Annotated in this window: 24 protein-coding genes; 10 read left to right on the forward strand and 14 right to left on the reverse strand. The window is 61.3% G+C overall.

Annotated elements, in window-relative coordinates:
* Nucleotides 1–17: 17 nt before the first annotated feature.
* From VR71_RS05140 to VR71_RS05150, 3 genes are read right to left on the reverse strand one after another with little or no spacing between them, the layout of a single operon-like run.
* Nucleotides 18–977 (reverse strand): tripartite tricarboxylate transporter substrate binding protein, encoded by a 960-nt coding sequence (locus VR71_RS05140; protein WP_040650331.1) that lies wholly within the window; start codon nucleotides 975–977, stop codon nucleotides 18–20.
* Nucleotides 978–1,025: 48 nt separating this feature from the next.
* On the reverse strand, nucleotides 1,026–1,481 hold the full coding sequence (locus VR71_RS05145) for a tripartite tricarboxylate transporter TctB family protein (RefSeq protein WP_045681807.1): 456 nt from the start codon (nucleotides 1,479–1,481) through the stop codon (nucleotides 1,026–1,028).
* A complete protein-coding gene (locus VR71_RS05150) occupies nucleotides 1,478–2,998 on the reverse strand; it encodes a tripartite tricarboxylate transporter permease (protein ID WP_045681808.1) in 1,521 nt (506 codons plus the stop codon). The genes VR71_RS05145 and VR71_RS05150 overlap by 4 nt, the downstream gene beginning before the upstream one ends.
* A gap of 110 nt (nucleotides 2,999–3,108) precedes the next feature.
* On the opposite strand from VR71_RS05150, the gene VR71_RS05155 reads away from it, so the two are divergent.
* Both VR71_RS05155 and VR71_RS05160 read left to right on the forward strand, forming a co-directional pair.
* Nucleotides 3,109–4,131: a LacI family DNA-binding transcriptional regulator gene (locus VR71_RS05155; protein ID WP_045681936.1), complete on the forward strand. Its 1,023-nt coding sequence runs from the start codon at nucleotides 3,109–3,111 to the stop codon at nucleotides 4,129–4,131.
* 187 nt (nucleotides 4,132–4,318) lie between these two features.
* A complete protein-coding gene (locus VR71_RS05160; protein WP_296429885.1) occupies nucleotides 4,319–4,849 on the forward strand; it encodes a peroxiredoxin in 531 nt (176 codons plus the stop codon).
* A 7-nt stretch (nucleotides 4,850–4,856) separates the two neighbouring features.
* Here the strand turns inward: VR71_RS05160 and VR71_RS05165 are convergent, their stop codons facing one another.
* Both VR71_RS05165 and tkt read right to left on the reverse strand, forming a co-directional pair.
* Nucleotides 4,857–6,146, reverse strand: coding sequence for a Gfo/Idh/MocA family oxidoreductase (locus VR71_RS05165; RefSeq protein ID WP_045681809.1), 1,290 nt, complete (start codon nucleotides 6,144–6,146; stop codon nucleotides 4,857–4,859).
* A gap of 146 nt (nucleotides 6,147–6,292) precedes the next feature.
* Nucleotides 6,293–8,248, reverse strand: a complete 1,956-nt coding sequence (gene tkt, locus VR71_RS05170) for a transketolase (RefSeq protein WP_045681812.1) — start codon at nucleotides 8,246–8,248, stop codon at nucleotides 6,293–6,295.
* Nucleotides 8,249–8,401: 153 nt separating this feature from the next.
* Between tkt and VR71_RS05175 the strand changes: the two genes are divergently transcribed.
* The 6 genes from VR71_RS05175 to VR71_RS05200 are packed head-to-tail and all read left to right on the forward strand — an operon-like array spanning nucleotide 8,402 to nucleotide 13,935.
* Nucleotides 8,402–9,256, forward strand: coding sequence for a transketolase (locus tag VR71_RS05175; protein ID WP_045681813.1), 855 nt, complete (start codon nucleotides 8,402–8,404; stop codon nucleotides 9,254–9,256).
* The gene (locus VR71_RS05180) at nucleotides 9,253–10,284 is read left to right on the forward strand and encodes a transketolase C-terminal domain-containing protein (protein WP_045681816.1); all 1,032 of its coding nucleotides are present in this window, start codon (nucleotides 9,253–9,255) and stop codon (nucleotides 10,282–10,284) included. Before VR71_RS05175 ends, VR71_RS05180 begins: the two co-directional genes overlap by 4 nt.
* A 34-nt stretch (nucleotides 10,285–10,318) precedes the next feature.
* Nucleotides 10,319–11,074 carry a glucose 1-dehydrogenase gene (locus VR71_RS05185; RefSeq protein ID WP_045681818.1) on the forward strand — a complete coding sequence of 252 codons (756 nt, stop codon included), beginning with the start codon at nucleotides 10,319–10,321 and terminating at the stop codon, nucleotides 11,072–11,074.
* A gap of 60 nt (nucleotides 11,075–11,134) precedes the next feature.
* Nucleotides 11,135–12,094, forward strand: a complete 960-nt coding sequence (locus tag VR71_RS05190) for a TRAP transporter substrate-binding protein (protein ID WP_045681820.1) — start codon at nucleotides 11,135–11,137, stop codon at nucleotides 12,092–12,094.
* Nucleotides 12,094–12,666 (forward strand): TRAP transporter small permease, encoded by a 573-nt coding sequence (locus tag VR71_RS05195; protein ID WP_296429887.1) that lies wholly within the window; start codon nucleotides 12,094–12,096, stop codon nucleotides 12,664–12,666. Before VR71_RS05190 ends, VR71_RS05195 begins: the two co-directional genes overlap by 1 nt.
* Before the next feature lie 12 nt (nucleotides 12,667–12,678).
* Complete coding sequence (locus VR71_RS05200) at nucleotides 12,679–13,935, forward strand: TRAP transporter large permease subunit (protein ID WP_045681822.1); 1,257 nt, start codon at nucleotides 12,679–12,681, stop codon at nucleotides 13,933–13,935.
* 67 nt (nucleotides 13,936–14,002) lie between these two features.
* On the opposite strand, the gene VR71_RS05205 is transcribed toward VR71_RS05200, so the two are convergent.
* From VR71_RS05205 to VR71_RS05245, 9 genes are all read right to left on the reverse strand, one after another.
* Nucleotides 14,003–14,989 carry a LysR substrate-binding domain-containing protein gene (locus VR71_RS05205; protein WP_045681824.1) on the reverse strand — a complete coding sequence of 329 codons (987 nt, stop codon included), beginning with the start codon at nucleotides 14,987–14,989 and terminating at the stop codon, nucleotides 14,003–14,005.
* A 109-nt stretch (nucleotides 14,990–15,098) separates the two neighbouring features.
* Nucleotides 15,099–16,172 carry a glycine betaine/L-proline ABC transporter ATP-binding protein gene (locus tag VR71_RS05210; protein ID WP_045681826.1) on the reverse strand — a complete coding sequence of 358 codons (1,074 nt, stop codon included), beginning with the start codon at nucleotides 16,170–16,172 and terminating at the stop codon, nucleotides 15,099–15,101.
* 11 nt (nucleotides 16,173–16,183) lie between these two features.
* Nucleotides 16,184–17,236, reverse strand: coding sequence for a proline/glycine betaine ABC transporter permease (locus VR71_RS05215; protein WP_045681828.1), 1,053 nt, complete (start codon nucleotides 17,234–17,236; stop codon nucleotides 16,184–16,186).
* A 100-nt stretch (nucleotides 17,237–17,336) separates the two neighbouring features.
* Complete coding sequence (locus tag VR71_RS05220; protein ID WP_045681830.1) at nucleotides 17,337–18,305, reverse strand: ABC transporter substrate-binding protein; 969 nt, start codon at nucleotides 18,303–18,305, stop codon at nucleotides 17,337–17,339.
* 51 nt (nucleotides 18,306–18,356) lie between these two features.
* The gene (locus VR71_RS24670) at nucleotides 18,357–19,004 is read right to left on the reverse strand and encodes a DUF3726 domain-containing protein (RefSeq protein ID WP_296429888.1); all 648 of its coding nucleotides are present in this window, start codon (nucleotides 19,002–19,004) and stop codon (nucleotides 18,357–18,359) included.
* On the reverse strand, nucleotides 18,997–20,679 hold the full coding sequence (locus tag VR71_RS05230) for a hypothetical protein (RefSeq protein WP_045681832.1): 1,683 nt from the start codon (nucleotides 20,677–20,679) through the stop codon (nucleotides 18,997–18,999). Before VR71_RS05230 ends, VR71_RS24670 begins: the two co-directional genes overlap by 8 nt.
* Nucleotides 20,676–21,680: a membrane dipeptidase gene (locus VR71_RS05235; RefSeq protein ID WP_045681834.1), complete on the reverse strand. Its 1,005-nt coding sequence runs from the start codon at nucleotides 21,678–21,680 to the stop codon at nucleotides 20,676–20,678. The genes VR71_RS05230 and VR71_RS05235 overlap by 4 nt, the downstream gene beginning before the upstream one ends.
* Nucleotides 21,677–23,128 carry an aldehyde dehydrogenase family protein gene (locus VR71_RS05240; RefSeq protein ID WP_045681836.1) on the reverse strand — a complete coding sequence of 484 codons (1,452 nt, stop codon included), beginning with the start codon at nucleotides 23,126–23,128 and terminating at the stop codon, nucleotides 21,677–21,679. The genes VR71_RS05235 and VR71_RS05240 overlap by 4 nt, the downstream gene beginning before the upstream one ends.
* Before the next feature lie 16 nt (nucleotides 23,129–23,144).
* Nucleotides 23,145–24,146, reverse strand: a complete 1,002-nt coding sequence (locus VR71_RS05245) for an Ldh family oxidoreductase (RefSeq protein WP_045681845.1) — start codon at nucleotides 24,144–24,146, stop codon at nucleotides 23,145–23,147.
* A 94-nt stretch (nucleotides 24,147–24,240) separates the two neighbouring features.
* On the opposite strand from VR71_RS05245, the gene VR71_RS05250 reads away from it, so the two are divergent.
* Together VR71_RS05250 and VR71_RS05255 are read left to right on the forward strand one after the other, a co-directional pair.
* Entirely contained in the window at nucleotides 24,241–25,167 is a 927-nt protein-coding gene (locus VR71_RS05250; protein ID WP_296429890.1) for a LysR family transcriptional regulator, read from the forward strand.
* Nucleotides 25,168–25,444: 277 nt separating this feature from the next.
* Nucleotides 25,445–26,545 carry a mandelate racemase/muconate lactonizing enzyme family protein gene (locus tag VR71_RS05255; protein WP_045681847.1) on the forward strand — a complete coding sequence of 367 codons (1,101 nt, stop codon included), beginning with the start codon at nucleotides 25,445–25,447 and terminating at the stop codon, nucleotides 26,543–26,545.
* Nucleotides 26,546–26,611 lie beyond the last annotated feature (66 nt).

Below are 26,611 nucleotides of genomic sequence, written 5' to 3' on the forward strand. Positions count from 1 at the left end.
GGATCCGCGTATTGGGATCAAAGGCCAGACAAGAGTTTATCGAGGGTTTCTTGGCGAGCGGCCCACATCTCGATCACCTCGTCACGGGTCATGATCTTCATCGGCGACCCGCCTGCCTCCATCTGCTTGGCTACGCCGGGATCGGCGAACATGGTCGGCACAACCTGGGCCAGCTTGTCGATGACCTCTTGCGGCGTGCCTTTGGGCACCATGATGCCGCGATAGTTCACGCTCGAATTGTCGATGTCATAGCCCGCCTCTTGCAAGGTGGGAACATCGGGCAGGAAGGTGCTGCGCTCGGTGTCGAAGACGCCAAGGATCTTGACGTTGCCTGCGTTGGCCGCGCGATACGCGTCCGAGAGATTGTTGACACCGCCCATCACCTCGCCGGCTATGACGGCCTTCATGGCACCCGCACCACCGGAATTATTGGGGATATAGGCCAGTTTGACCTCGGCGGCTGCTTCGAGTTGCAGGGCTGCGATGTGGTGGCCTACGAAGAGGCCAGCCCCGGAGAAGGTCAGCTTGCCGGGGTTCTCCTTGGCCCAAGCCACCACATCCTGCATCGAGTTGAAGTCGCTGTCCGCGCCCACGATGAAAACTGCCGGGTCCGCCCCCCAATTGGCAATCGGTTCAAAACTGTCCGCGCCATAATCGACGCCGCCCTCAATCGACTGGGCAATGAAATGCGGGATGTTATAGACGCCAAGGGCATAACCATCCGCCTCGGCCTGTGTTGCCAGCCAGTTCCAGCCGACACGCCCGCCTGCGCCGGGCTTGTTGATGATGGCAATGGGCTGACCAAGCATATCCTCATTGCCTGCAGTCATGGTGACGATCCGAGCCTGAAAATCAGTGGCGCCGCCTGCGCCATAGCTGACCATCATCATCACGGGGCGGTCCGGGTAATCTTGTGCCACAGCGGGGGCTGCCGCGAGCATAAGGGCCGTTGCCAGCCCTCTGAGTATTTTGGTCATGGTCTTCTCCTCCCTTGGTTCTTGATTATCCGGATCGCTCCGGCGGACTTAGAAAAACAGGCCGCGTGGCGTGAACACGCTGAGCAGCTTGGCAAAGAGCAGATACATCACGAGGATGAATCCGACCGTGATCATGATCCGGCGAAGCCAGCTTTTGGCCGCGTCATGGGGGGCCGGGTCATAGAGGCTGAGCAGCGCGAAAAAGGCGAGTGCGCTGCCGCTATAGAACCCGAGCACCTCTGCCGCCCAAAAGATGTAGATCACCGCCACGATCAGCCCCGGCAGGATGTTGAGAAACATCGTGCGGCCAATTCCGGTTCCGGCCCGCGACAGGCCCAGGAGCGCCCGGCCAAAGGTCCAGAGCGCCAGCACGACAAAGACGCTGGAAATCAGCCTTGGAAACAGGAAGGCCTGTGCCGGTTGCTGCGTAAAGCTGACATAGCAGACCCAGAGGCCAAGTGCGGCGATGGCCCCGGACGGGATGACATGCTGCCATTGTCTCATGCCTGTGCCTCCTCGGCCTGATCGGCGCGGTCCTGACGCCGCTGGCGGATTTCCATCCAGGCCGAATAGGCGACCGAGGCGATCACGATCCCGATCAGCGCGATGTTCAGCGTGCCGCCAAAGAAATAGCTGAACCGGCCATCGGTGGCGTCGGCGATCATCGCGCCTTGGGTAAAATTGGCCTCGGCAATCGGTCCGAGGATGAGACCGAGCACGAGCGGTGCGGCGGTAAAACCGAACCGTTCCAGAAAGAACATGCCGATGCCCAAGGTGGCCATCACATAGACATCGCCCATCGAGTTCTGAACCGAGTAAGAGCCGAAGACCGCCAGCCCCAGCACCACCGCCGCCATGACAGATTGCGGCACCTGCGCCACCCGCGCGGCCAGACCCGCCACATAGAGGCCAAAGATGCACATCAAAATCTGTCCGATCAGCATCGAGTTGATGAAGGTCCAGGCCACGTCCGGGTGATTGTCAAAAAGATCGGTGCCCGGAAATATTCCGTGGATCAGCAAGCCGCCCAAGAGCACTGCGGCGGTCGGGCTGCCGGGCACAGAGAGGGTCAGGAGCGGCACCAGAGAGGGGCCGACCATGGCGTTGTTGGCGCTTTCGGCGGCGATCACGCCCTCGGAATGGCCCGTGCCGAATTTCTGACGCTCGGGGCTGAATTTCTTGGCCTGATCATAGGCGACCAGCCCGGCAATCTGTCCCCCGATGCCCGGAATGAGCCCGATGATGGAGCCGATGGCCGTGCCTATACTGAGCGCGCGCCAGCGGCGGATCATCTCGCGCATGGCCCGGCCGATGGGGTGTTTTTGCACCGCGATCACATCGCTGCCCACCGGTTGACGCCCACGCGCGAACATCGCCAGCACTTGCGGGATGGCAAAAAGGCCGATCAGCGCGGGTACGATGCTGATGCCGCCGGTCAGTGAGGGGTGCACGATAAAGCGCTGCGCGCCCATGATATCGTCAAAGCCGATGGTCGCCAGCCACATGCCCATGCAGCCGGACAAGAGACCCTTGACCACCGAATTGGTATCCAGTGTGCCGATCACCGTCACGCCCAGAATGGCCAGCCAGAAGAGATGCGACGGACCAAAGGCGAGCGCCCATTTGGCGAGCATCGGCGTGAGGAAGATCAGTAGAAGAACACCAAAAACACCCCCCGCAGCCGAGGATAGGAACGACAGTTGCAGCGCCTCAGCGCCACGCCCCTGCATCGCCATTGCATGGCCATCCAGCGTGGTTGCGATATTGGCGGGCGCGCCGGGGATCTTGAGCAGGATGGCGCTGACCGCACCGCCAGCGACCGTCGAGGTATAGGCCGCCCCGAGGAGGATCAGGCCATGCGCCGGTTCAAGCCGAAAGGTGAACGGAATGAGCAGGGCCACCGCCATGGTTGGCGAGAGGCCGGGGGTTGCGCCAAGGATCAGCCCGCCGATCGTGCCGCCCACAAGCAGCATCAAGGCCATCGGCGTGAAGACTTCTCCGAAGTAGTAGATGAATTCCAACGCGCACCTCCCGTTGCGGTCCCGACGCAGAACGTCGGTTGATCTTTTACGGTAAGTGATGAAAATAGTAATGCAAATGTTTTCATAAAATCTCTGAAATGGCGCATTATATGTCTGATAAGGTTAACGAAAAAGTGGATATCGTTGCTGTGGCAAAGGCCGCGCGCGTCTCAGCTTCGACCGTGTCGCGCAGTTTCAATCATCCCGGACTGGTTAGTCCCGCCACCCGCAAACGCATCACCCGTGCGGTTGAGAAACTCGGGTATATTCGCAATCGCGCGGCCCAGTCGATGCATGGGAGGCGCAACGCCACCATCGGTTTGATCGTGCCGACCATCGACCATGCGATCTTTGCCGAAGTGATCCAGTCCTTTTCCGATTCCATCGACCGGGCCGGTTTTACCCTGCTCATCGCGTCGCATTCCTATGACCTCGACCGCGAATATGCGATGATGCGCAAGCTGATGGAGCATCGGGTGGACGGTATTGCGCTGGTTGGGCTGGAACACTCTGACGCCAGTCTGCGGCTGTTGCAGCAGCAGGCGACACCGGCGATGGCGCTGTGGAATTACGCGCCCGATTCCGTGCTGCCCTGTGTCGGGGCGGACAATCACGAAGCGGGGCGCATCGCCGCCGATCATCTGCTTGGCCTTGGGCATCGCGACATCGGGCTGGTCTTTCCGCGTCCCGATGGCAATGACCGGGCCAGTGCCCGCCTCTCGGGCGCGCGCGCGCGGTTGCTGGCCGAAGGTGTGCCGCTGGTCGACGACTGGCAATGGGAGGCGCCCTATAGCATTGCGCAGGCCAAGCAGGTGGCGCAGGAGCTCTTGCAACGCAGGCACCGCCCGACCGCGCTCTTGTGTGGCAATGATGTGATTGCCCAAGGGGTGATCTATGGCGCGCAAAGCTGCGGGCTGCGTGTTCCTGAGGATATTTCGGTGATCGGTATCGGCGATTTCAAAGGGTCGAATGAGATGGAGCCGGGTCTGACCACGATCCGCATCCCCGCCCGCAGCATCGGCGAGATTGCAGGCGCACGGTTCACCGATCTGATCACCGGGGTCAACGCGGACCATTTCCGGATCAACTGTCCGCTGGAGTGCATTCTGCGCGGCACGGCGCGCGCCCTATGACCAAGGATGCCTTGCATCGCGCCGGGGCGGCATCGTTTTTGACCCTGTTCGACGAGGATGCCAGAGATTATGGAAGACGTGACCTGCACCGCGTGACACGCACCACAAGCTGATGCCGAACACAGGCGCGTTGGGCCGACCCGAGTTTAAACGGCACCCTGTCGCCTCCAAGGATATGAAGACCATTATGAGACTCCAGACCACCATCCCGGACGCCACCTTTCACACGCGCATTCGCAACGACGCGCTTGAGGGGCCAAACCCATTCGAATGGAAAGTGCTGACCAGCGCCGATATTTTTCCGGGGCAGCGCATCGTGTTGTTCGCTCTGCCCGGAGCCTTTACGCCCGCATGTTCGGACAGTCATCTGCCCGGCTACGAGCAGCACTATGAAGCCTTTCGCAGGGCGGGCATTGACCGTGTGATCTGCCTGTCTGTGAACGACGCTTTTGTCATGCATCAGTGGGCCACGTCGCGCGACATCAACAATGTTTTCATGCTGCCTGATGGCAATGGCGAATTCACCCGCAAGATGGGAATGCTGGTCGACCGGAGCAGCAACGGTATGGGCCTGCGCAGTTGGCGATACTCGATGCTCGTCGAAGATGGCGTGATCAAAAACCTCTTTGCCGAGCCAGGTTTTCGCGACAATCCAGACGGCGTGCCGGTCAAGGTCTCGGGCGCTGACACGATGCTCGCGTATCTCAGCCAGAGCTGAGCCGCGATCACCCCGCTATGGCGGCGCGGTAGAGGGTGGCCGCGTCGATGCCTGACAGATCGACATCGTCGAGCATCACCACCGCCCCCGCCGCGATGTCGCGCGTCAAGCGCACCCCATGGGCAAGACCGATGGGCAGGGCCGCGCCCGCCCGGCTAAGCGGCAGCGCCTTGCCCCAGACGGTATAGCCGCCCTCGCCATCCAGCACCTCGCCCGCCGTGAGCGGGCGCTTGGCGACCGAGGCCACGGTGCCGCGCAGCTCGCGCGCTTGGCCGGTGGGCTCATGGCGCAGCGCGGCGCTCAGGACGGAAATCGACAATTCCAGCCCGATCAGATGAAAGGGTTTATACATCGACGCAAAACGCCCGGTGGAATCCGTGGGCAGGCCGTATTGTTTGAAACAGGCGGCGGCATAGTCATTGGGGGCCTCGAGCACGACATAGACGCCCCAGCGCAGATCACGGAACACAGGCCGCCCGTCGCGTTCGAGCGAGGACACGGTTTCGACCATGCCGCGCCGGTCCAACTGCCCGCCCACCGCACGCGGGCGCAGCACATGCGCCAGATCGTCCACCCCACATGGGGGGAAGCTGAGGCCGTTGTCGGGGATATCGAGACCGCAGGCATTGGCAATCGCCACCATTTCGATGGCGCTCTTGGTGCCGTCGAGAAACGAGTTGAACATTTGCGGATTCATCCCCGCTGCTGCCGCCTCTTGCGCGGTCAGGCCATAATGCGACCAGACGTCATCGGGGGTCACGGCGTGATAGGCGGGCAGGTATTTGGTGCCCTTGCCCGCTGCTGTCACGTGAAAGCCGGTGGCACGCGCCCAATCGACCATTTCCGACACGAGTGCCGGTTGATCGCCGTAAGCCATGGAATAGACCACGCCTGCGGCGCGCGCCTCGGCGGCGAGGGTGGGACCGGCCAGCACGTCCGCCTCGACATTCACCATCACCACGTGCTTGCCGTTTGCGATGGCGGCGCGCGCATGGGTGATACCGGCGCGGGGATTGCCGGTGGCCTCGATGACCACATCGACATCGTCACGGGCGGCAAGGGCCGCGCCATCGTCGATATAGGCGGTGCTGGCGATGCGGCTGTCGTCCCAACCGACGGCGGCGCAGGCGGTCCGGGCGCGGGCGGGATCGAGATCGGCAATCGCCGTCACTTTGAGCCCGGCGATGGTCGGCACCTGGCTGAGAAACATCGAGCCGAACTTGCCCGCCCCAATCAGCCCGGCTCGGACTGGTCGTCCGCGATCAGCAGCCTCTGACGCCAGTCTTGCAAGGTTCATTTCAGTCTCCATTTCCAAGCGCAACGTATCCGGCTCAAGTCCGTAGTCAGGGCGTCAGTTGATCATATCTTTCTGACCCTCGACAAGCTGATTCCAGACGGGCGTCGCCCCTTGGAGCCAAGGCAAAGGCAGAGCGTTGGGGGGTGTCAGATCGTCGCCGCTTCCAGCAAGATACGCTCTACGGTGATTCCGAAATGCTGATAGAGCGTTTCGGATTTGTCGGACGCGCCAAACCCTGACATGCCGATGAACCGATCGTCTGGTCGCAGCCATCGTTCCCAACCAAAGTCCATGGCCGCCTCAATCCCGATGCGAGGTGCGGTGCCCAGCACGGCATCGCGATAGGCCTTGTCCTGCGCATTGAACAATTCCCAGCACGGCATAGACACCACGGCCGCGTTGATGCCGCGCGCGCGGAGCGCCGTGCAGGCCTCGACCGCAAGCCCGACCTCGGTTCCAGTCGCCAGAAGGGTGAGATCACGGGGGCCTTGCGGCTCAATCAGAACATAGGCACCGCGTACGGTCAGGTTTTCATCCGTATGGCTGCGCACCTGTCGGGCGGGTTGTTTCGAGAGCGCGAAGAGGCTTGGACCATCGGTGGCGCGCATCGCGATATCCCAGGCCTCGGTGGTTTCCACCGCATCGGCGGGGCGAAAGACCCGCATATTCGGCATGGCACGGAAGCTGGCCAGCACCTCGACCGGCTGATGCGTCGGGCCGTTGCTGCCCACGCCGATGCTGTCATGGCTGAAGACGAAGAGCGCGGGCAAGCCCATCAGCGCGGCCATGCGCATCGCGGGGCGTTCGTAATCGGCAAAGGCCAGATAGGTCACGTTGACCGGGCGCAAACCGCCATGGGCAGCGATGCCGTCGCACATCGCCCCCATGAGATGTTCGCGCACGCCGCAATGCACATAGCTGCCGGTCGGGTCACTGGCGCTGAAGGCCGCGCGCCCGCGTTTGTGATTGGTCGGCGACTCCAGATCGGCGCAGAGCACGGTGAGGTCTGGCAAGGGGCCGCTCAGCGCGGCGCAGACTTCGCCAGAGGTGGTGATGGTCGGGCGCGGTGTCGTATCGGCGGCCTGATCCTGTTTGATCCGGTTCAGGGTCTGGTCCCAATCCGGCGGCAAGGCACCGGAGGTCCAGCGATGAAACGCGATAGCGTCTGGATGCTGCGCGAGGCGGGTGGTCCAGTCCGCGTGGGCCACAGCGCCGCGCCTCATGGCCGTGGCCCAATCAGCGCGGATGGTGTCGGGGATCTCAAAGGGCGCATGCGGCCAGCCTATTGCCGCGCGGGCCTCGGTGGAATCGGTCGGGGTCAAGGGCGCGCTATGCCCGCCGCGCTGCCCCTGAAGGCGCGGAATACCGCGCGCGATGATGGTGCGGCAGGCAATCAGCGACGGGCTCGGATCGGATTTGGCCGCGTCCATCGCCTCCGAGATCGCCTCGATGTCATGCCCATCCACCTCTGTCACATGCCAGTTCGCGGCGCGAAAGCGGGCGGGCACGTCCTCGGAAATCGACAGCGCGGTATCGCCATCATCGGTGATGTGGTTGTCGTCCCAGAGAAAGGTGAGTTTGCCCAAGCGCAGGTGACCCGCCAGCGAGATCGCCTCTTGGCCGACACCCTCTTGCAGGCAGCCATCCCCGACAAAAGCCCATGTGCGGTGATCCACCAGACCGCTGCCAAAGCGCCCCGCCAGACGTGCCTCGGCCACGGCCATGCCGACGGCGCAGGCGATGCCCTGCCCCAAGAGGCCGGTGGTGATCTCGATCCCCGCCTCCTGTTCGATTTCGGGATGACCGGCGCAAACCGAGCCCAAACGGCGAAAGGATTTGAGCGCATCGGTGGTGACATGCGCATAACCCGCAAGGTGCAGCAGCGCATAGAGCAGCATGGAACCATGACCATTGGACAGAATCACGCGGTCGCGGTCGGGCCAGAGCGGGGTCTTGGGGTCAACCTTGAGGTGACGCGCATAGAGCGTGGCTGCGATTTCCGCCATGCCAAGCGGCACGCCCTGATGCCCCTCACCGGCGTTCAGAATCGCGTCAAGAGCGGTAAAGCGGATGGCGTTGGCCATGGATTGAATATCGGTCATGCGGTCGGCCCATTATCAGAGTCAAATCTGTCCTACCCGATGTCGGGCTTGAAAGTTGTTTAGTTTTCCTAACAAGGTTTTGCATTTTTCGCACAATCTATCGACCTGCATCGGTGATAGCGTTTGGCGAGGTCAGCAGACCGGGAGGACCGAATGACTATTCAGAACCGAGTTGGCGCACTCTCCAACATCTCGTTGGAGATGCGGGCCTGGAACATCCGCCGCAAGGCGCTGCGTATGGGTGAAGTGCAGGGACAGGGCTATATCGGACAGGCGTTCGGCGTCGCCGATGTGCTGGCCACCTCGTATTTCCATGCGCTGGAATATCGCCCGGAAGATCCCGAATGGGAAGGGCGGGACCGGTTTCTCTTGTCCATCGGTCACTATGCCATCGCGCTCTATGCCGCGCTGATGGAGGCAGGCATTCTACCCGAGGATGAGATTGACACCTATGGCATGGATGACAGCCGCATGCCGATGTCGGGCATGGCGTCCTATACGCCGGGGATGGAGATCACGGGCGGCTCGCTGGGTCAGGGGCTTGGGATTGCCGTGGGTATGGCGCTGGGCCTCAAGCGCAAGAAGACCCCGGCCTATGTCTATAACCTGATGTCGGATGGGGAATTGGGCGAAGGCTCGACCTGGGAGGCGGTGATGTCCGCCACGCAATGGAAGCTCGACAATCTGATCTGCATCGTCGATTTCAACAATCAACAGGCCGACGGGCCGTCGCGCGATGCCTTGGCCGTGGGGGCCGAGGCGCCGAAATGGCAGGCCTTCGGCTGGCATGCGCAAGAGGTGGATGGCAATGATCTGAGTGCGCTGACCGCGGCGTTCGACGTTGCCCGCAGCCTCAGCGACGCCAAACCGCGCGTCATCATCTGTCATACCAAAATGTGCAAGGGCGTCGATTTTCTCGAGGCGCGGGAAAGCAATCACTTTATCCGCGTCGAGACGGATGAATGGGCCAAGGCGCTGGCCGTGCTGGAAGAAGGAAAGCCGCTATGACCCTCGCCTCCATGGCCCGCAAGTATGAGCCGCGTCAGGTGCCGGAAACCAAGGTCGCGACCACGGCGATGATCGCCTCACTCGCGGCGGAGGGCTATGATACGGTCAATGCGCCCTTTGGACATGCTTTGGTCGAACACGCCAAGAAAGATCCCCGCATTGTCGGGCTGTCGGCGGATCTGTCGAAATACACCGATCTGCATATCTTTGCCGGTGCGATGCCCGAGCGGTTCTATCAGATGGGCATGGCGGAGCAGTTGCTGTTTTCTGCTGCCGCCGGTCTGGCGCGCGAGGGGTTCATTCCCTTTGCCACCACTTACGCCGTCTTTGCCAGCCGCCGCGCCTATGATTTCATCGCCATGGCGATTGCCGAGGAAAACCTGCCGGTCAAGATCGTCTGCGCGCTGCCGGGGCTGACCACGGGCTATGGCCCCAGCCATCAGGCGACCGAGGATCTGGCAATTTTTCGCGGGTTGCCCAATATGGTGATCATCGACCCCTGCGATGCGGATGATGTGGCCGGCATGGTGCCCGCGATGCTGGCGCATGACGGGCCGGTTTATGCACGTCTTTTGCGGGGCAAGGTGCCGACGGTCCTGACGCGGCACAAGCCGGATTACAAATTTCAACTGGGCCGCGCGCAGATGATCCGTGAGGGGCGCGATGTGCTGGTGATCTCTTCGGGCATCATGACGATGCGTGCGCTCGATGCCGCCGAAAAGCTGGCAGCGGACAAGGTTGATGTGGCGGTGCTGCATGTGCCGACGATCAAGCCGCTGGATGTGGCAACGATCCGTGCCAAGGCCGCAAAGCCTGGCCGCCTTGTCGTGACGGCCGAGAACCACACCGTGAACGGTGGGCTGGGCGAGGCGGTTGCGGGCTGTTTGATGAGCGCAGGGATTGCGCCAAAATTCCGCATGATCGGCCTGCCTGATGACTTCCTTGAAGCGGGGGCGCTGCCCACGCTGCATGACATGTATGGCCTGTCGGTGGACAAGGTCGCGGAGCAGATCAAAGCCTGGCTCTGAGCCGGATCACCAGATAATCGGAGGAGGATGGGCAATGGGCCTGTTGGACGGAAAAATTGCAATCGTGACCGGGGCTGCCAGCCCACGCGGTCTGGGCAAGGCGACGGCGCGGCTCTTTGCCGAACAGGGCGCGACGGTGGTGATCACCGATCTCGATCTGGCGCAGGCCGAGGCGGCGGCGGCGGACCTGCCGGGCACCGGGCATCTCGGGCTGGTGGGCAATGTCGTGGACCGCGAGGCCTGTCTGGCGGTGGCAAAGCGGGTGATCGAAACCTATGGGCGGATTGATATTCTGGTCAATAATGCCGGGATTACCCAGCCGCTCAAGCTGATGGATATTGGTCCTGACAATTACGATGCCGTTCTGGACGTGAACCTGCGCGGCACGCTCTACATGTCTCAGGCCGTTATCCCGGCGATGCGGGCGCAGAAATCTGGGAGCATTGTCAATATGTCCTCGGTGTCGGCGCAACGCGGCGGCGGTATCTTTGGCGGGCCGCATTATTCAGCGGCCAAGGCCGGAATTCTGGGCCTGACCAAGGCGATGGCGCGAGAGTTGGCACCCGACAATGTGCGCTCCAACGCGATCTGCCCCGGCTTTATCGCCACGGACATCACCGCCGGGAAACTCAGCGATGAGATGCGTGCGCAGGTGCTGGCAGGCATTCCGATGGGACGCGCCGGCACAGCCGAGGATGTGGCGGGCTGCGCGCTCTTTCTGGCCTCTGATCTTGCGGCCTATTGCACCGGAACCGAGGTCGATGTGAACGGCGGATCGCTCATTCACTGACCCTGGCCCGTTGAGGAGCGGGACCAAATACATCAGTCTTCGAAAAGGGAGGAAACCACCATGAAGACCAATCTGCTGGCCATTCTGGCCACAACCACAGCCCTTGCGGGCACCACGGCCAGCGCCGAGGTCATCTTTGCCCATGGCTCAAACCCCGGCAATCCGCGCTATGACGCCGCCGAGAAATGGGCGGAACTCTATGCCGCCTGCACCGGCGATACCGTCAATCATGCGCCCTCGGCCACGATGGGCAATGATGTGGAAATGCTCACCTCTGCCAGTGCGGGGATCATTCAGGTCAGCGCCAACAGCCAAGGGGCCATGAGCCAGATCGTGCCGGAAATCGGTCTCTTGGGTCTGCCGTTCCTGTTCAAGGACCTGCCGACCGCTTGGGCCGTGATGGATGGTGACGTGGGCAACATGCTCGACACCCGCGCGCAGGACGCCGGGCTGAAAATCCTCGGGTTCTGGGACAATGGCATCCGCAACGTGACGCATCTGACCAAGCACGTCTCAGAGCCTGCCGATCTCAAGGGTATGAAAATCCGCACGCCCCCCGATCAGATGACGGTGGATATTTTCGAGGCGCTGGGTGCCGCCCCGGCCCCGCTGGCGTGGTCGGAATTGCCCACCGCGCTGCAATCGGGGGTGTTTGACGGGCAGGAAAACCCGCTGACCAATATCTACAGCGCCAAGCTGCATGAAATCACACCGTTCGTGACCATGACCGGCCATAAATACGAATCCACCCCGGTGGTTGCGGGTCTGGCGTGGTGGTCGGGCCTTGATGAGGCGACGCAAACCTGCGCCCTGAGCGCCACCGCAGAGGCGGGCAAACTGCAACGGCAACTGTCGCTTGAGGGCGACGAGACCCTGAAGCCCAAGATGGAGGCCGAAGGCGCTACCTTTGCCGACGCCAACCGCGACGCCTATATCGCCGCGACCGCATCGGTCTATGACAAATACGCGGCCGATTTCCCGGACCTGGTGGCCGCGCTCAAATCGGCGGTCGGTCAGTAATGTCGGGCGCGGGCGATCCCACCCCGCGCTTGGCGGACAGAGGGCGCACGCGCCTTCTGTCCCGATACCTGCGGACCCCGGTCACGGTGCTGGAATGGAGCGGCAAAATCATTGCCGCCACCACGCTGGTGTTCATGTTCGGGGCTCTCTTTGTGAATGTCGTGCTGCGCTATACGACGGGCTCGGGCATCCCTTGGGCCTATGAAATTCACGCCGTTCTGCTGCCTTGGATGGTGGCTGGGGGCATCGTGATCGCGGCTGCGCGGGGGCAAAACATCTCGATCAGCCTTCTGCCCGACATGACCGGGCCCGAGGCACGGCGCATGATCATGGTCGTGGTCAACCTCACAATTCTGCTGATCGCCTTCAGCGTGCTCTGGTCCAGCCAACCGATCCTCAAGGCGTCACAGTTTCAACGTCTCTCGACGCTGGGGATCAAACAGATCTGGGGCTATGCCAGTCTGGTCTATGCCTTTGCCGCGATGGCGGTGATTGCCGCGCTCGACGTGGCGCAGGGGCTGGTTGGTCCCGCGCCAGAGGCCCAAGACCCCACGAAAACAAGCCTGAGCTGAGGAGCGTCCGCAATGTCCGCGACGATGATCTGGATTTTCTTTGCCTGTCTCGCCCTCTCGGTGCCGGTGGCGCATGCGATGCTGGGCGGGGTTGCGGCCGCGCTCTGGCTCGATGGCAAGCCGATGGCGGTGATTGCACAACGGCTCTATTCGCCGACGCAGAGCTTTCCGATGTTGGCCATTCCGTTCTTTATCCTCGCGGGCAATCTGATGATGTCGGGGCGCTTTGGCGTCTACCTCGTGAATATCGCCCGTCTTGCGGTGGGGCATATGAAGGGCGGGCTGGGGCAGGTGTCGATCATCGGCTCGGTGATGTTCGGCGGTGTGTCCGGCTCTGCTGTGGCGGATGCTTCGGCGCTGGGCAATGCGCTCATTCCGGTTCAGCAGAAAGAGGGCTATCCCGGCGGGTTCGCGGCGGCGATCAATTCGGCCTCGTCCACCGTGTCGGTGCTGATCCCGCCCTCCATTCCGCTCATCCTCTATGGGCTCGTGTCCAACACCTCGATTGTCGATCTTTTCGTGGCGGGCATCCTGCCCGGTGTGCTGCTGGCGCTGGGCATGTTCATCGCCGTCTGGTGGGTGGCGCGGCGTCGCGATCTGCCGCGGTCGCCGTTGGCGGGGGGCTTTGCCGCGTTCAAGGGACAGATCATCGCCGCTATTCCCGCGCTCTTGATGCCCCTCTTTGTCATCGGCACGCTGCGGTTTGGCGTGGCCACACCGACCGAGGTCAGCGTGATGGCGGTGGCCTATGCGCTGATTGTCAGTGGCGGCATTTACCGTGATATGACGATCCCGTCGCTCTGGACCGCGCTGGTCGATACGGCGATGATGACCGGGGCGGTGATGTTCATCATCATGGCGTCTTCGACGATCCAATGGGTGCTGACCGCCGAGCGGGTGCCACAAGAGCTGGCGCTCTGGGTGGCCGAGACCATCCGCGAGCCGTGGATGATCATTCTGGCGCTCAATGTCGTGATGCTGGTGGTCGGGGCGTTTCTCGACTTGCCTGCGGCGGTTCTCTTGCTGGGGCCGCTCTTTGTGACCATCGGACAGGCGATTGGCCTTGATCCGGTGCAACTGGGGCTGATGATGGTAGTGAACCTGTCGATCGGGCTCTATACGCCGCCCGTCGGCACCACGCTCTTTATCTCGGCGGCGATCGCGCGGGTGGGTTTGTTCGAGGTCGTGCGTGCGCTGGTGCCGTTCTATCTGGTGGCCTTGGCGGTTCTGATGGCGATTTCCTATATCCCGGCGCTGACGATTTACTGACGGGCCAGAGCAATTTCAGAAAAAGTTGGTAGACTTTTTCGGTTCGAAATTGCGATAAATCAGATCGTTACAACGACCAGGGGGTTACTTCCTTCATCTCCGACACTTCGCCGGGGCGAAACTGACACCCCGCCGCCTCGAGCAAGGTGCGGGTGCGCGCCTCGGTCTGGCGGGCCTCTTGCATCACCCAATCGGAAAACCGCTTGACGATCCGCCGGTTGAGATGCCGGGGCGGGCAGACGATCCAATAGGCATCGAAAGCGATCACCGGAAAGGCGGGGGCGAGTGGCACCAACTCGCCACGCTCCAACTCGCCCAGACAGAGCACGGCGCTGTCGAGCGCGACACCGCCGCCCTGTTTGGCCATTTCGACCGACATGGACGAGCGGTCAAAGCGGAAGGGATAGGACAGATCCGGAAGGTCGATCCGGTTCGCGGCCAGCCAGATATCCCAGCGATAGATCGTTTTGACGCTGTCGATCAGCCGCGCATGGCGCAATTGCTCTGCCGGATCGGGGCTTATGGCGGCGAGTTTGCTCAGGTAATCCGGGCTGCACATCGGCAGGGCCATGTCATTGAGGATCGGCTCAACCGTGAGCCCAGCCCAGCCCCCCAGCCCATAGCGCAGGTCGAGATCGACCGCCTCGGTCTCGAAGGCGGTGAAATCCGGTGTCGCATCGACGCGGATGTTCCAGTCGGGATTAGCCGCTGCAAAGGTGGCAATGCGCGGCCCCAGCCACCGCACACCGAAACTGGGGCTGACGCGGATCGTCAGGCTGCGCATGTCGCGCTGACGGCCAATCGCGCTTCGGGCGTTGCGCAGCGCGCCAAAGGCCTGCGTCGTGGTCTGAAACAGGCGGTCGCCGTCGAGCGTGAGGATGAGGCGGCGTTTCTCGCGGCGAAAGAGTTTGACGCCGAATTGCGTTTCAAGCGCGCTGAGTTGCTGGCTCACGGCAGAGGGCGAAACACCAAGTTCATGCGCTGCCTTGGTGACCGTTCCCAAACGGGCCACGGCCTCGAAGTATTCAGTCGCCTTGAGATTGATGTCACGCATGGATCAAGAGTAGTGGGATTTTCGGCATGGCGCCACGGTATTCACCGCGTGATGCGGAGCAGTCACGCGCGGGTTTGGGGCGTGCGGCAAGGAAACACCGGGATGCCTTTCAGCTCTGGTGTGCACGCTCAGGATGGCGCGCGCCCCGGCGTGCGGCCTGCGTCGGCACCAGCGCACGAACCAGTTTTTGCATGTTGAGAAAGCCGACATGTCTGCCGTCTAGCTGCACGTCATATGTGAGCGCGGTATCACCGCCGGACAGGGCTATGACCGACTCGAGCGTGGCGTCGGCATCGACCGTCCCCGCCGTCTGAGATGCGGTGGCGGTCCGGGTATCCATGACGGATCGCACCCGCAGGACGCGCGCGCGGTTGATATCGCTGATGAAGTCCACGATATAAGGATCATTGGGATGAAGCAGAATTTCCTGCGGCTCGCCTTGTTGAACGATGACCCCGTCTTTCAGGATCACAAGATGATCCGCAAGTTTCAGGGCCTCATCCAGATCGTGGCTGATGAAGACGATGGTCTTGTGCAACTCTTGCTGCAATTCCAGCAGCAGATCCTGCATGTCGGTGCGGATCAGCGGATCGAGTGCTGAGAATGCCTCGTCCATCAGCATGATCGGTGCGTTCGAGGTCAGCGAGCGGGCTATCCCCACACGTTGCTGCATCCCCCCTGAGAGCTGATGCGGATACTGCCCCTCTTGCCCGCCAAGCCCCACGCGCCCCAGCCAGCCCCGCGCATCCTGATCATAGGCCTCTTTCGGTTCACCGCGAATTGCGCGGGCCATACCGGCATTGTCGAGAACGGTCTTGTGAGGCAGGAGCGCAAAATGCTGAAACACCATCGACATTTGCTTGCGGCGCATGTCGCGCAGGCGGGTTTCGCCGAAGGTCATGATATTCTCGCCGTTGACCAGAATTTCGCCAGCGGTCGGCTCGATAAGGCGGTTGATGTGACGGATCAACGTGGATTTTCCAGATCCTGACAGACCCATGATGACGGTGATCTCACCTGCGCGCATTTCAACATTGATGTCACTCAGCCCCAGAACATGGTGTTGCGTGTCCATGAGATCCGTCTTGCTCATACCCGCCTGGACCTGCTCCAACGCTTTTCGGGGCTGGCGGCCAAAGATCTTGTAAAGATTGCGGATGGAGATGTTTGCGCTCTGATCCATGCTGCCCCCGATCAATGACGCGGCACGCTGGCGGCGGCGTTTACCCGCGCCAGTGCCGCTTTGGTGACCCGGTCCAGAATGATGGCCAGCAGGACGATCCCAAGCCCTGCCATCAGCCCCACACCCAATTCCAGATTTCGAATGCCGCGCAGAACCAACACGCCCAACCCCGGCGCCGACACCAGTGAGGCGATGACCACCATTGCCAAGCTCATCATGATGGTCTGATTGACCCCCGCCATGATATTGGGCAGGGCAAGCGGAATTTGAACGCGCAGTAGTTTCTGATGGCGCGTCATGCCGAACGCCTCGGCGGCCTCGATGACATCCTTGTCCACGAGCCGGATGCCCAGGTCCGTGAGGCGGATGACAGGGACGATTGCATAGAGGATAATGGCAATTCCATACAGCTTTGGCTCTGTCACCGAGAAGAGAAAGATCAGAGGGATCAGATAGACAAAGGTCGGCAGCGTCTGCAGCATATCCAGAACCGGGATCGAAAGTCGCTGCATGGTGTCGCTGCGCGACATGGCAATCCCGATTGGAACGCCAAACAAGACGCAAAGAAAGGCACAGACAAAGATGATGGACATGGTCTGCATCGCGACTGTGTAGTGGTCGATGAACAGCAGGAACAACAGCGCGCCCACGACGAAAGACATGAGCGCCCAGGACCGTGATGCCACCCAGACCAGTGCCATCAAAAGCGGAAGTACGATCCACCAAGGTGTGACCGTAAAGACATGAAGCGCCCATTCCAATATCCAGCTCAACGGCTGCGTCATGGGATCAAGCACGATCTTGAGGGAGTCCTTTACGTTGAGAAAGCTCTGCTCGACGGCTCTTGTCAAATCTCGTGTGCGGGCAATCGCCGGACAAGCCTGGTTGAGTTCGTCAAGTGATGGAAATGGCAGGTCCCACAGGGATTGCAACCATGTTTTCTCGGCCTGACCACCCGCACCCTGCGCGAGCAAATCCGCCATGCTCATTGGACCGGGGACGGACTCTTTCTCACACCAGTCGCGCAGACCAAGCCCGTCAAATACGAAATCATAGGTCGCCATAGTCCATCACTCTTTGCACAGGCGGTCATTCGGGAAAGACCGGGGTGGCGTTAGAAGACAGGTGCCGCGCGGACACGGCACCCACCCGGTTGTTTTGCAATTACTGGAGGATTGCGCTCAACTTCTCGGCTGCGGCCTCGTTGATCCAACCGCGCCAGGTTTCCTGACTGGTGGTCAGGAAGTGGACGGCAGCCTCTTCCGCAGATGCGCTGTTGTCGGCCTGCCACGCCAAGAGATTGCTCAGCTCCTGCGTGCCAAAGGAGATATTGCTGACCAAGGCGAAGATGTCCGGATTTCGGTCTGCGAAATCGGCCGTCACCACCGTCAGCACGGGGGCAGCAGGATAAGAGGAGATGCCCGGTGTTGCGCAATCCTGGGTCTGGTTGCAAGCGTGGATTTCGGGATCATGTGGTCCCATATCCACCGCGACCATGTTGTAACGGCCCAGAACAGCCGTCGGCCCCCAGTAATACCCAAACCACGGTTCGCGGTTGTCATAGGCTGCGGCCATGGATGCAGGCAGGGTATCGCCGGAGCCGTGGTTGAACACCTCGACTCCATGTCCGGCAAAGTCGAACGCCTTGATCAGGTTATCATTGGCGATCCGGCATCCCCACCCATCCGGGCAGTTATGAAAGCGGCCCCCCACAAGGTCCGGATTGGCCAGCACGCCGTCGATCGTCGCCAACTCTGGATGCGCCTCGACCAGATAATCAGGCACCCACCAGTTTTCGCTGCCGCCCTCGGCAAAGACATCCGCAGCCTTGACCACGCGACCTTCGGACTCGAGACGGAAATAGGCCGGGGCCGAATTGACCCAGAGTTCCGGGACGATGTCGGGCTCGTTGTTCTCGGCCAGCGAGGTGATGGCGGTTGTGGTTGCAGATGGCACGACCGTTACGTCGCATCCGTAGCCCTGTGTCATGAGGAATTCGGATATCCGAGTGATGATTTGCCCCGAGGCCCAATTCATTTCCGCGATCGAGACGCGCCCGCAATCGGCAAGTGCTGCGGTTGGCAAGGCAAGCCCTAGCCCTGCAAAGGCGGTTGCGATGAGTGTTGTTTTCATTGGTCAGTCTCCCTGTTGAGTTGATTGGTCGAAGTGTCCTGCGAGCGGATGTCAGTCATTGTCGTCCCCCTGTGCGCCCGCCCCGGCCAGCGAGGCGGCCGAGGACGGCACCGTGACGTGCAGCATCAAGGTCGTCAGACGGGCGTAGGGCCCGGCACCCGGCGCGCCGAAATGATCCTTTGGCCATGCGCCGGACGCGGCGGCGGTTGGGGATACGAAGGCTGGGGCGATGGACACATGCAGCGGGCCGGCGGCATGGATGTTCCCGGTCAGAACCGGGGCGGCATCCGGCGCAAGGCGTGCGGATGCCCCGTTCCAATCCAGTTGCATACCCTGTCGTGATCGCGCCGCGACCTGTGCGGTGAATGGCAACAGAAACAGCGGGTGATAGATATCCGACAGCAATTGCGCGGACTGTGCCGCGCCATTGGGCAGGTCGGCAAAATCAGATAGCGCCATGCCTGCGCGCAAGGGACACCCTGCGCTATCGGCGGGTAGGGACAGAATGCCTGTCAGCGCATGCGCCCAATCCAAGCCGGCCCGCGCCAACCACTTGGCGGCTTCGGCTCCGTCTTCGGCCTCGCCCCATGTTCGGCCTGCGCCCCGGATGGCGCGCCATGAGAGGGCAGCAATCTCGGATAACGACAAGTACAGGTCTTGCTCTGCATCTGCGTGATCTCGGGCGTGACAGTCAGGCATGCGCCATGCCCTCCTCGATCTCGTCGGGATAGGGCGCGCCCTGAAACAGACTGATCCGCACCCAACGATCCGAGCGGGGATCGAACCGCGTGGCACCGAAGAACGCGAGTTTGCAGCGTAAAAGGTCAATTGGCAGCATGTCCGCCGCAATCAGATTGTCGCGAATTTCAGCGAAGGGATGGCGCGCGGTGATCTGGGCGCGGCGCAAGGCGGGGCGGTGTTCAGGATAAGCGCGCAATACCTGCGCGACGGGCGTATGATCTGGAAAGTCTGTCAGCGTCTGCCATAGCCCTGCAGCCTGACGCCAAATGTCCAGCGGCAGTTCGCGCTCTGCCCCCGGATCCTCATTGCGGTCCCCCAAACGGGGCTCCAGCTTGTCTTGGGAGACGTACCAGAACCGGCCAGCATGTTCGCGTGCGGTGTAATCCACCCCAAGCGCCCAAGCATAGTCCCGTTGCAGCACGGCGCGCAAATCGGCGACAGGCATGCTGCCGTCGATTGCAAAATACGCATCCTCATTGGCATCCATGCAATCGCCCAAGCCATCAATGAGGTTTCCATGCGGCTCCAGCATGGCGGCGAGCAGTGCCTCTTGGCCTTCAATTGGCAACGTGGCCTCGCCCCAGCGCCAGAGCGCATCCCAGGGATAAGGCACGCTGCGATCCCAGACCCGCGCCACATGCGTTTCGATCTGGTCGAGGCTGTGCCGCAAATCGGCCAGTTTCGCCTGTTGGATCGGATGCCCACTCTCCCATAGCGCTGCATTCGTTGCGGCATCGTGCAGCGCCATTTGCAATCCGCGCAGATCCTTCTGGCCAACACTGTGTTGGGCGCGCACACGCGCGAGAGCCTCCTCGCGCGCAAGCATCCAATTGTTTAGAAGCACCGGATGACGGATCAGGAACGGTGCCATACCAAGGCCTGTGGAATTGCCAACGCCGAGACCGCGCCTTAGGTCGCGGGCAAGACGCACAGCCCGGTCACCGCCACGCGCCTGAGCCAGATGGTCGACCAGATCGACGGTAAAGGCGCGCGTCAACCAGACAGAGAGCATCTCGGCCTGGAATGGCGCGCTGAGTTCGGGGCGCGTCGCAATCGTCTCGCGATCCGCCGCGCCAAACTTGCCAGATCCGTAAACGGCCGTCGTGCGCATCAAATAGCCGGTTTCCAAGAGCATGGAGGGCTCGGGCTGCTGCCCATTGGACAGCCGCGCAACGACGTGATCAAACAGTCTGACGGACCGGTTGGCGCGGCTCAGGCTGAGTTCGCGCGGACTGATCCGGCCTGCTTCCTGGACCGGTACATTTGCGGCAAGCCGGTCAAGATCATCGGGTGTCGGCGTCCCATCGAACAGGGCGAATGTCGCGTCCCAGGCTGTGGCAATCACGCGGTCCGATCTTGCTTCGGGTGGTAGGTCATGCGCAAAGACAACCAGACTGTAAGTCCGCAAAGGACCAATGGCGCGATAGAGCGCGCGGCCAACACCCTGAGCATCAATATCCCAGACGGGCCTGTCAAACCGCCATGCTTCGGTTTCAAACCGGCGTAACAACTGACGCAGGAACGACAGGCGTGTGGGATGTGTGCAGCCCATACGGGCGAGGCGCATGACCTCTTGAGGACTGCGGCGAAAGCCTGCCGCCTCGGGTATGGAGGTCAGCCCTGCGCAACTCATTGTGCGGCCTCTTGTCGATGCGTTTGCGCAGGACCAAAGCTCTCTGCGAAAAAGCGATGCCAATTGCCACCCATAACCGCCGCGACATCGCCCGGTGACATACCAAGATCGCGCAAGCCCTCGGCAATCCGTTCAAAATCGCAATTGTTCTGAAACCACTCGGGCATAGGGGGAAAGCCCGGGTTTTCTTTGCTGCCTTCCCCATAGTCACGCGCCTTGGTCCAACGACCTGACCGCATCCAGTCCACCACGCTATCGGGTTGATCCTGACACAGATCCGTGCCGATGCCGATATGCTCCACCCCCATCAGATCCGCGGCTCGTGCGACCATTTCGCAGAAATCGCGCAAGCTGCACTCACTTCCGCCGCGCAGATGGTGTGGATAGACCGAAAAGCCCAGCATTCCGCCGCTCTCTGCCAGGAGACGCAGCACCTGATCGGATTTGTTGCGCCGCGCGGGATGCCACGCCGCCGGATTGGCATGGGTTATGGCAATGGGGCGCGAGGACTGTGTGATGGCGTCCAAGGTTGAGCGCTCTCCGGAATGGCTCATGTCAATCACCAGCCCGACACGGTTCATTTCCGCCACAACCTCGCGGCCCATCCGGGTCAGGCCGGTGTCTTCGGCCTCGTAGCAGCCCGTGGCCAGAAGCGACTGATTGTTATAGGTCAGTTGCATGAAGCGCAGACCCAAACGGTGCAGCACTTCGACGAGGCCTATGTCATCCTCCATGCAGGACGGATTTTGCGAGCCGAAGAAGATCGCGGTGCGCCCAGTCTGGCGCGCCAGTTCAATGTCAGCCGCGGTGAACCCCTGAAAAATCAGGTCAGGAAAGCGTCCAAACCAACGGTTCCAAGCCTCAATATTCAGCACCGTTTCGCGAAAGTTCTCATGGTAGGCTATCGTGACATGCACCGCATCGACACCCCCGGCGCGCATCTGGCGGAAGATCTTTTCGGACCACTTGGCATATTGCAAGGCGTCAATGCGTGGCGTCATGCCGGAACCCCAGAGTGTATGTAAGATGTCTTGACCGTGGTGTAGAATTCTTCGGCGAAGCGACCTTGCTCGCGCGGGCCATAGCTCGACGCGCCGCGCCCGCCGAAAGGCACGTGATAGTCGGTGCCAGCCGTGGGCAAGTTGACCATGACACAGCCTGCGCGCGCATTGCGTCGAAAATGGGTGGCGCGGGCGAGATCGCGGGTCATGATGCCAGCGGTCAGGCCAAAGTCTGTATCATTGGCAATGTGCAGAGCTTGGTCATAGTCACCAACTTTTATCACGCAGGTGATTGGAGCGAACATTTCCTCGCGATTGATCCGCATGGTATTTTGTGTGGCACCAAACACAGCCGGCGCCATGAAATATCCCTCGGTCGCGCGGTCGAGCGCTGTGCCGCCACAGAGCAGTTCGGCCCCCTCTTGTTTGCCGCATTCGATGTAATCGAGATTTGCGGAAAGCTGTTCGGCGCTGACGACGGGTCCGATCTGGGTGTCCTTGTCCAGCGCATGACCGACCTGCAAAGCCTGTGCCGCCACCATCAGCTTGTCGACAAAGGCATCATGAATGCGCTCATGCACGATCAAGCGGCTGGCTGCGGTGCATTTCTGGCCAGTGCCGCCGAATGCTGCGTTCGTGGCATGCACGACCGCCAGATCAAGATCGCAATCCTCGAGGATCACCATCGGATTCTTGGACCCCATCTCCAGCTGCAGCTTGGTCATGTTGGGGATCGCGCTCGCCGCAATTCCGCGCCCCACAGGCACCGATCCGGTAAAGCTGATCGCGTCTACATCGGCACTTTGCGCAAGTGCCTGCCCTACGGTTCGGCCCGCGCCCATAACCAGATTGAACAGGCCTTTGGGCAGGTCTTGATTGGCGATGATCTGGGCCAGCGCCACGGCACTGGCAGGCGTCTGATTGGCGGGTTTCCAGATCACGGCATTGCCAAAGGCCAAGGCCGGAGCAATCTTCCATGCGGGTGTCGCGACGGGGAAGTTCCATGGGCTGATGATCGCAACCACGCCGACAGGTTCGCGGCGCACGTCGATTTCGATACCGGGGCGCACGCTATCGGCGGTTTGGCCCAACTGGCGCAGGGCTTCGGCGGCGAAATAGGTAAAGAACTGCCCAGCGCGATAGACCTCTCCCTTGCCTTCGGCGACGGGTTTGCCTTCTTCTCTGGCGATGAGCCTGCCAATCTCTTCGGCCCGTGTCATCATCTCTGTGCCAATGGCCATCAAGACATCATGACGCTTTTGCGGGCCGGTTGCCCCCCAGTCGGCCTGAGCGTGGCGCGCGGCTTGTACTGCTACTTCAAGCTGGGCGGCATCCGCCTGCGCAAAATGACCGATCCTGTCGGAAAGATCTGATGGATTGCGATTCACGACCGTGGTCGCGCCCTCTTGCCAGAGACCTGCAATGAAGTTTCGGGTTTCCAGTGTCATGTCATTCCTTTCCGCCTCAGGCGGAGTCAATCCTGTTCATCAGTGCCGCATCGACCGACACACCGTCTTGTTCTGTCCGGGCGCGATTTGCGGCGCGACGTGAGCCGGGCAAACGCGCGTCTGCCTGTTGGGTAATTGCCTCGGTGAGCCGTGTCATGGAGGCATCAAACCTATCGCCCGAGAAGGCATAGGGATCGAAGCCGATAAAGAACTGCCCCGTTCCAGGCGGGCCACCTTTGGGGCCGGCAAACGGGCTCGCCTCCAAGCCAAGATTACCCCCCGCTAGGGAGGCTGCGAAGATCTCGACCATCAAACCGATACCAAAACCCTTTTGCCCACCGGCTGGAAGCATGGACCCCATCAACGCCGTTTCGGCGTCTTGGGTCGGGTTGCCATCCGCATCCAAAGCCCAGCCCGGCTCTATCGCTTCTCCCTTGCGGGCCCGCAGGATGATTTCGGATTTGGCTATGGCACTGGCCGACTGATCAATGACAAGCCGGGCACCGCCCTCGCCGTCTGGGACAGCAAGTGCAAATGGGTTTGTCCCGATCACGGGCTGGGTGCCCCCGATGGGTGCCATGGATGCCGGTGCATTGGTAAAGCACAGCCCCACCAAACCGGTTGCGGCCAACCGCTCGGCATGATGCCCCAAAACGCCGCAATTATAGGACCTGTTCACGGCCATCGCGGCGATACCCTGCCTGCGCACAGCGGCACCAAACTCGGTCCAGCCAGCGTCTATGGCGGTGTGGGCGAAGCCATGCGCGGCATCGACACGAATTGCCCCGGCGCGCGGGCAATCGACCTTTGGCACAGCCGTCCCGATAACCTTGGCGCAGCGCAGATGTTCGGCATAGATTGGAATATACATCAGCCCGTGGCTACGGATGCCGTCGCGTTCGGCCAAACGGGTCGAACGGGCGACGGAGGCGGCCTGTTGCGGTGATGCACCCGCGCGGACGAGCGTCTGAAGAGCAAGATCCTGAACCTGATCCAGCGTTAGTATCACATCACTCATTTGGCACCCCCGGCCTAAACTTTAAGCGGGATAGTATTTTCAGATCAATCGAATTAATATTGATATTAATTCAGAAAAATTGAAGTGAGGCACCATGATCCGGACCCAAGCCCTGCGTGTCTTTGTTGCAGTCGCTGACTGCGGGAACATCAGTGACGCAGCCGAAATCCTTGGGCGGACGGCCTCGGCCGTTTCGATGACGCTCAAACAGCTCGAGCTTCATCTGGGCGCTCCTTTGTTCGAGACTGATCGCAAACATACGTTGACGGTGCTCGGGCATGAGGTTCGGACCCTTGCCCGAGAGCTGTTGCGAGACCATGATCATGCGATTGAACGCATGACAGCAATGGCCGCTGGACGCGAAGGCGCATTGCGCATTGCAGCGGTGCCCTCTGTCGCGGCGCAACTTCTCCCTCCAATCCTGACAGCGATGCTCGCTGATCACTCTGGCATTCAGATCGAGCTTCTCGATACAGACAGCGCCAGCGTGCATATGCTGATCGCAACCGGCGAAGTGGAGCTAGGCATAGGCGGAGCCCCGGAACCGGGCGCGGGCCTGCAGTTTGTCCCTCTGTTCAATGACCCGTTTCGATTGGTCTGCCGCAAGGATCACCCGCTTGCTCAGGCAAGGTCCCCTCTCAGACGACAGGATTTGCGCGGGCACAGGTTGATCAGCAACAAATCAACAGCCGGCTTTTCCGGTCTTGAAGATGGCGGGCTCGATGTTGGGTCCACGCTCAGCGCGCGAAATGTCATCTCGTTGTTGGCATTGGTGCGCGCCGGAGCAGGGGCAACGATCCTGCCGGCCCTCGCAACGCTTTCGATTGACGACACTTTATGCTCGCTTGCATTGGATGATGCCACAGCGCTGCGCACCGTTGGTTTCATCCTGCGGCAGACCGGCAGCCCAAGCCCGATCTGTGTGGCCTTTCAAACTCGTTTCCTTGCCATGATCAGAGCCGACGGTGTCAGCTCCTCAACAGAGGCCGCAGCGCCGGGGTATCTGTCGCTGCAGCTTTGACGGATGGAATTTGAACGCCTAGCAAAGCGACCTGCAAATGAACCTCCATCGGGCAAGACATATGTCTCGTTTTCTGGTCCATTGCCTCTGATGCTTGGGGGCGCTCCAGACCGCGTGCAGCCCACGGACCAAGGGCGTTGACTCTCTGCGCATTCGAACAGTGCGTGGACCTGCGCGTGTCGATCCGTGAAAATGGACTGGCATTTGATGCTAGAGTGGAGCTTGTTCCGAACCGCTTTATCAGCAACCTGAACCCCGATGACATCTGGAGGCTGACATGCGGATTGCGCGGCTAGAGACTTTTTGTAACGAATTTGTGGGTTTCGTCCGCGTGACGACAGACAGCGGGGAACAGGGCTGGGGGCAGGTTTCGACATATAACGCCGATATCACCTGCACCATCTTTCACCGTCAGATCGCGCCGCATGCGCTTGGCACTGATGCGCTCGATTTTGCCGATACCCTCAATCTGATCTATGAACGCGAGTTGAAATATCCCGGAAGCTACCTGCGCCGCGCCATGACCGGGCTTGATACCGCGCTGTGGGACATGCGCGGCAAGCTTGAGGGCAAGCCGGTCGCAACCCTGCTTGGCGGGTCTCCGGGGCGGGTGCGCGCCTATGCCAGTTCGATGCGCCGCGACATCACCCCCGACGACGAGGCCGCCCGCTTTTGCCGCCTGCGCGACGACAAGGGATTTACGGCCTTCAAATGGCGCGTTGGGGCCGAGGCGGGGCGTGATCACGACGAATGGCCGGGCCGCACCGAGGCGGTGGTGCCGACCGTGTCGCGTGCCCTTGGCGACGGCATCGACAAACTGGTAGATGGCAATTCCTGCTATTCCCCCGCCCGCGCCATCGAGGTGGGCAAACTGCTTCAGGACAACGGCATCGGCCATTTCGAGGAGCCCTGCCCCTATTGGGACTATGACCAGACCGCCGCCGTGCGCGCCGCGCTCTTGCTCGATGTTGCGGGCGGCGAACAGGATTGCGAATATTCCAGTTGGCAGTTGATGCTTGACCGGGGCGCGGTGGATATCGTGCAGCCCGATGTGATGTACATGGGCGGCATGCACCGGACCTTGCATGTCTGCCAGATGGCTGCGCGCGCAGGCCTGCTTGTCACGCCCCATGCCGCCAACCTGTCCTTGGTGACGATGTGTACAATGCACCTCTTGCGCGCCATTCCCAATGCGGGAAAATACCTCGAATTCTCGATCGAGGGGCCGGAGTATTATCCATGGCAGGAGGGACTATTCCTAGGGGATCCCTACCGGATCGACGACGGCCACGCCATCGTCACCGACGCCCCCGGCTGGGGTGTCGAAATATCTCCAGCATGGCTCGAGGCCGCGACATATCAGGTCTCTGAGAGGTAGCCACGCCCTGAGAGCGCCAGGATTATCGGGCCTGTGCCACCCTCTGCGCATGGCAATTGGCTTGCC

Source organism: Roseovarius sp. BRH_c41, from assembly GCF_000961715.1.
Lineage (GTDB): Bacteria > Pseudomonadota > Alphaproteobacteria > Rhodobacterales > Rhodobacteraceae > Roseovarius.

What these genes read in the sequence shown, in the direction of transcription:
- VR71_RS05140 (WP_040650331.1), bottom strand. Translation starts at nt 977, where the DNA reads ATGACCAAAATACTCAGAGGGCTGGCAACGGCCCTTATGCTCGCGGCA.
- VR71_RS05145 (WP_045681807.1), bottom strand. Translation starts at nt 1,481, where the DNA reads ATGAGACAATGGCAGCATGTCATCCCGTCCGGGGCCATCGCCGCACTT.
- VR71_RS05155 (WP_045681936.1), top strand. Translation starts at nt 3,109, where the DNA reads ATGTCTGATAAGGTTAACGAAAAAGTGGATATCGTTGCTGTGGCAAAG.
- VR71_RS05160 (WP_296429885.1), top strand. Translation starts at nt 4,319, where the DNA reads ATGAGACTCCAGACCACCATCCCGGACGCCACCTTTCACACGCGCATT.
- VR71_RS05165 (WP_045681809.1), bottom strand. Translation starts at nt 6,146, where the DNA reads ATGAACCTTGCAAGACTGGCGTCAGAGGCTGCTGATCGCGGACGACCA.
- tkt (WP_045681812.1), bottom strand. Translation starts at nt 8,248, where the DNA reads ATGACCGATATTCAATCCATGGCCAACGCCATCCGCTTTACCGCTCTT.
- VR71_RS05175 (WP_045681813.1), top strand. Translation starts at nt 8,402, where the DNA reads ATGACTATTCAGAACCGAGTTGGCGCACTCTCCAACATCTCGTTGGAG.
- VR71_RS05180 (WP_045681816.1), top strand. Translation starts at nt 9,253, where the DNA reads ATGACCCTCGCCTCCATGGCCCGCAAGTATGAGCCGCGTCAGGTGCCG.
- VR71_RS05185 (WP_045681818.1), top strand. Translation starts at nt 10,319, where the DNA reads ATGGGCCTGTTGGACGGAAAAATTGCAATCGTGACCGGGGCTGCCAGC.
- VR71_RS05190 (WP_045681820.1), top strand. Translation starts at nt 11,135, where the DNA reads ATGAAGACCAATCTGCTGGCCATTCTGGCCACAACCACAGCCCTTGCG.
- VR71_RS05195 (WP_296429887.1), top strand. Translation starts at nt 12,094, where the DNA reads ATGTCGGGCGCGGGCGATCCCACCCCGCGCTTGGCGGACAGAGGGCGC.
- VR71_RS05200 (WP_045681822.1), top strand. Translation starts at nt 12,679, where the DNA reads ATGTCCGCGACGATGATCTGGATTTTCTTTGCCTGTCTCGCCCTCTCG.
- VR71_RS05205 (WP_045681824.1), bottom strand. Translation starts at nt 14,989, where the DNA reads ATGCGTGACATCAATCTCAAGGCGACTGAATACTTCGAGGCCGTGGCC.
- VR71_RS05210 (WP_045681826.1), bottom strand. Translation starts at nt 16,172, where the DNA reads ATGGATCAGAGCGCAAACATCTCCATCCGCAATCTTTACAAGATCTTT.
- VR71_RS05215 (WP_045681828.1), bottom strand. Translation starts at nt 17,236, where the DNA reads ATGGCGACCTATGATTTCGTATTTGACGGGCTTGGTCTGCGCGACTGG.
- VR71_RS05220 (WP_045681830.1), bottom strand. Translation starts at nt 18,305, where the DNA reads ATGAAAACAACACTCATCGCAACCGCCTTTGCAGGGCTAGGGCTTGCC.
- VR71_RS24670 (WP_296429888.1), bottom strand. Translation starts at nt 19,004, where the DNA reads ATGCCTGACTGTCACGCCCGAGATCACGCAGATGCAGAGCAAGACCTG.
- VR71_RS05230 (WP_045681832.1), bottom strand. Translation starts at nt 20,679, where the DNA reads ATGAGTTGCGCAGGGCTGACCTCCATACCCGAGGCGGCAGGCTTTCGC.
- VR71_RS05235 (WP_045681834.1), bottom strand. Translation starts at nt 21,680, where the DNA reads ATGACGCCACGCATTGACGCCTTGCAATATGCCAAGTGGTCCGAAAAG.
- VR71_RS05240 (WP_045681836.1), bottom strand. Translation starts at nt 23,128, where the DNA reads ATGACACTGGAAACCCGAAACTTCATTGCAGGTCTCTGGCAAGAGGGC.
- VR71_RS05245 (WP_045681845.1), bottom strand. Translation starts at nt 24,146, where the DNA reads ATGAGTGATGTGATACTAACGCTGGATCAGGTTCAGGATCTTGCTCTT.
- VR71_RS05250 (WP_296429890.1), top strand. Translation starts at nt 24,241, where the DNA reads ATGATCCGGACCCAAGCCCTGCGTGTCTTTGTTGCAGTCGCTGACTGC.
- VR71_RS05255 (WP_045681847.1), top strand. Translation starts at nt 25,445, where the DNA reads ATGCGGATTGCGCGGCTAGAGACTTTTTGTAACGAATTTGTGGGTTTC.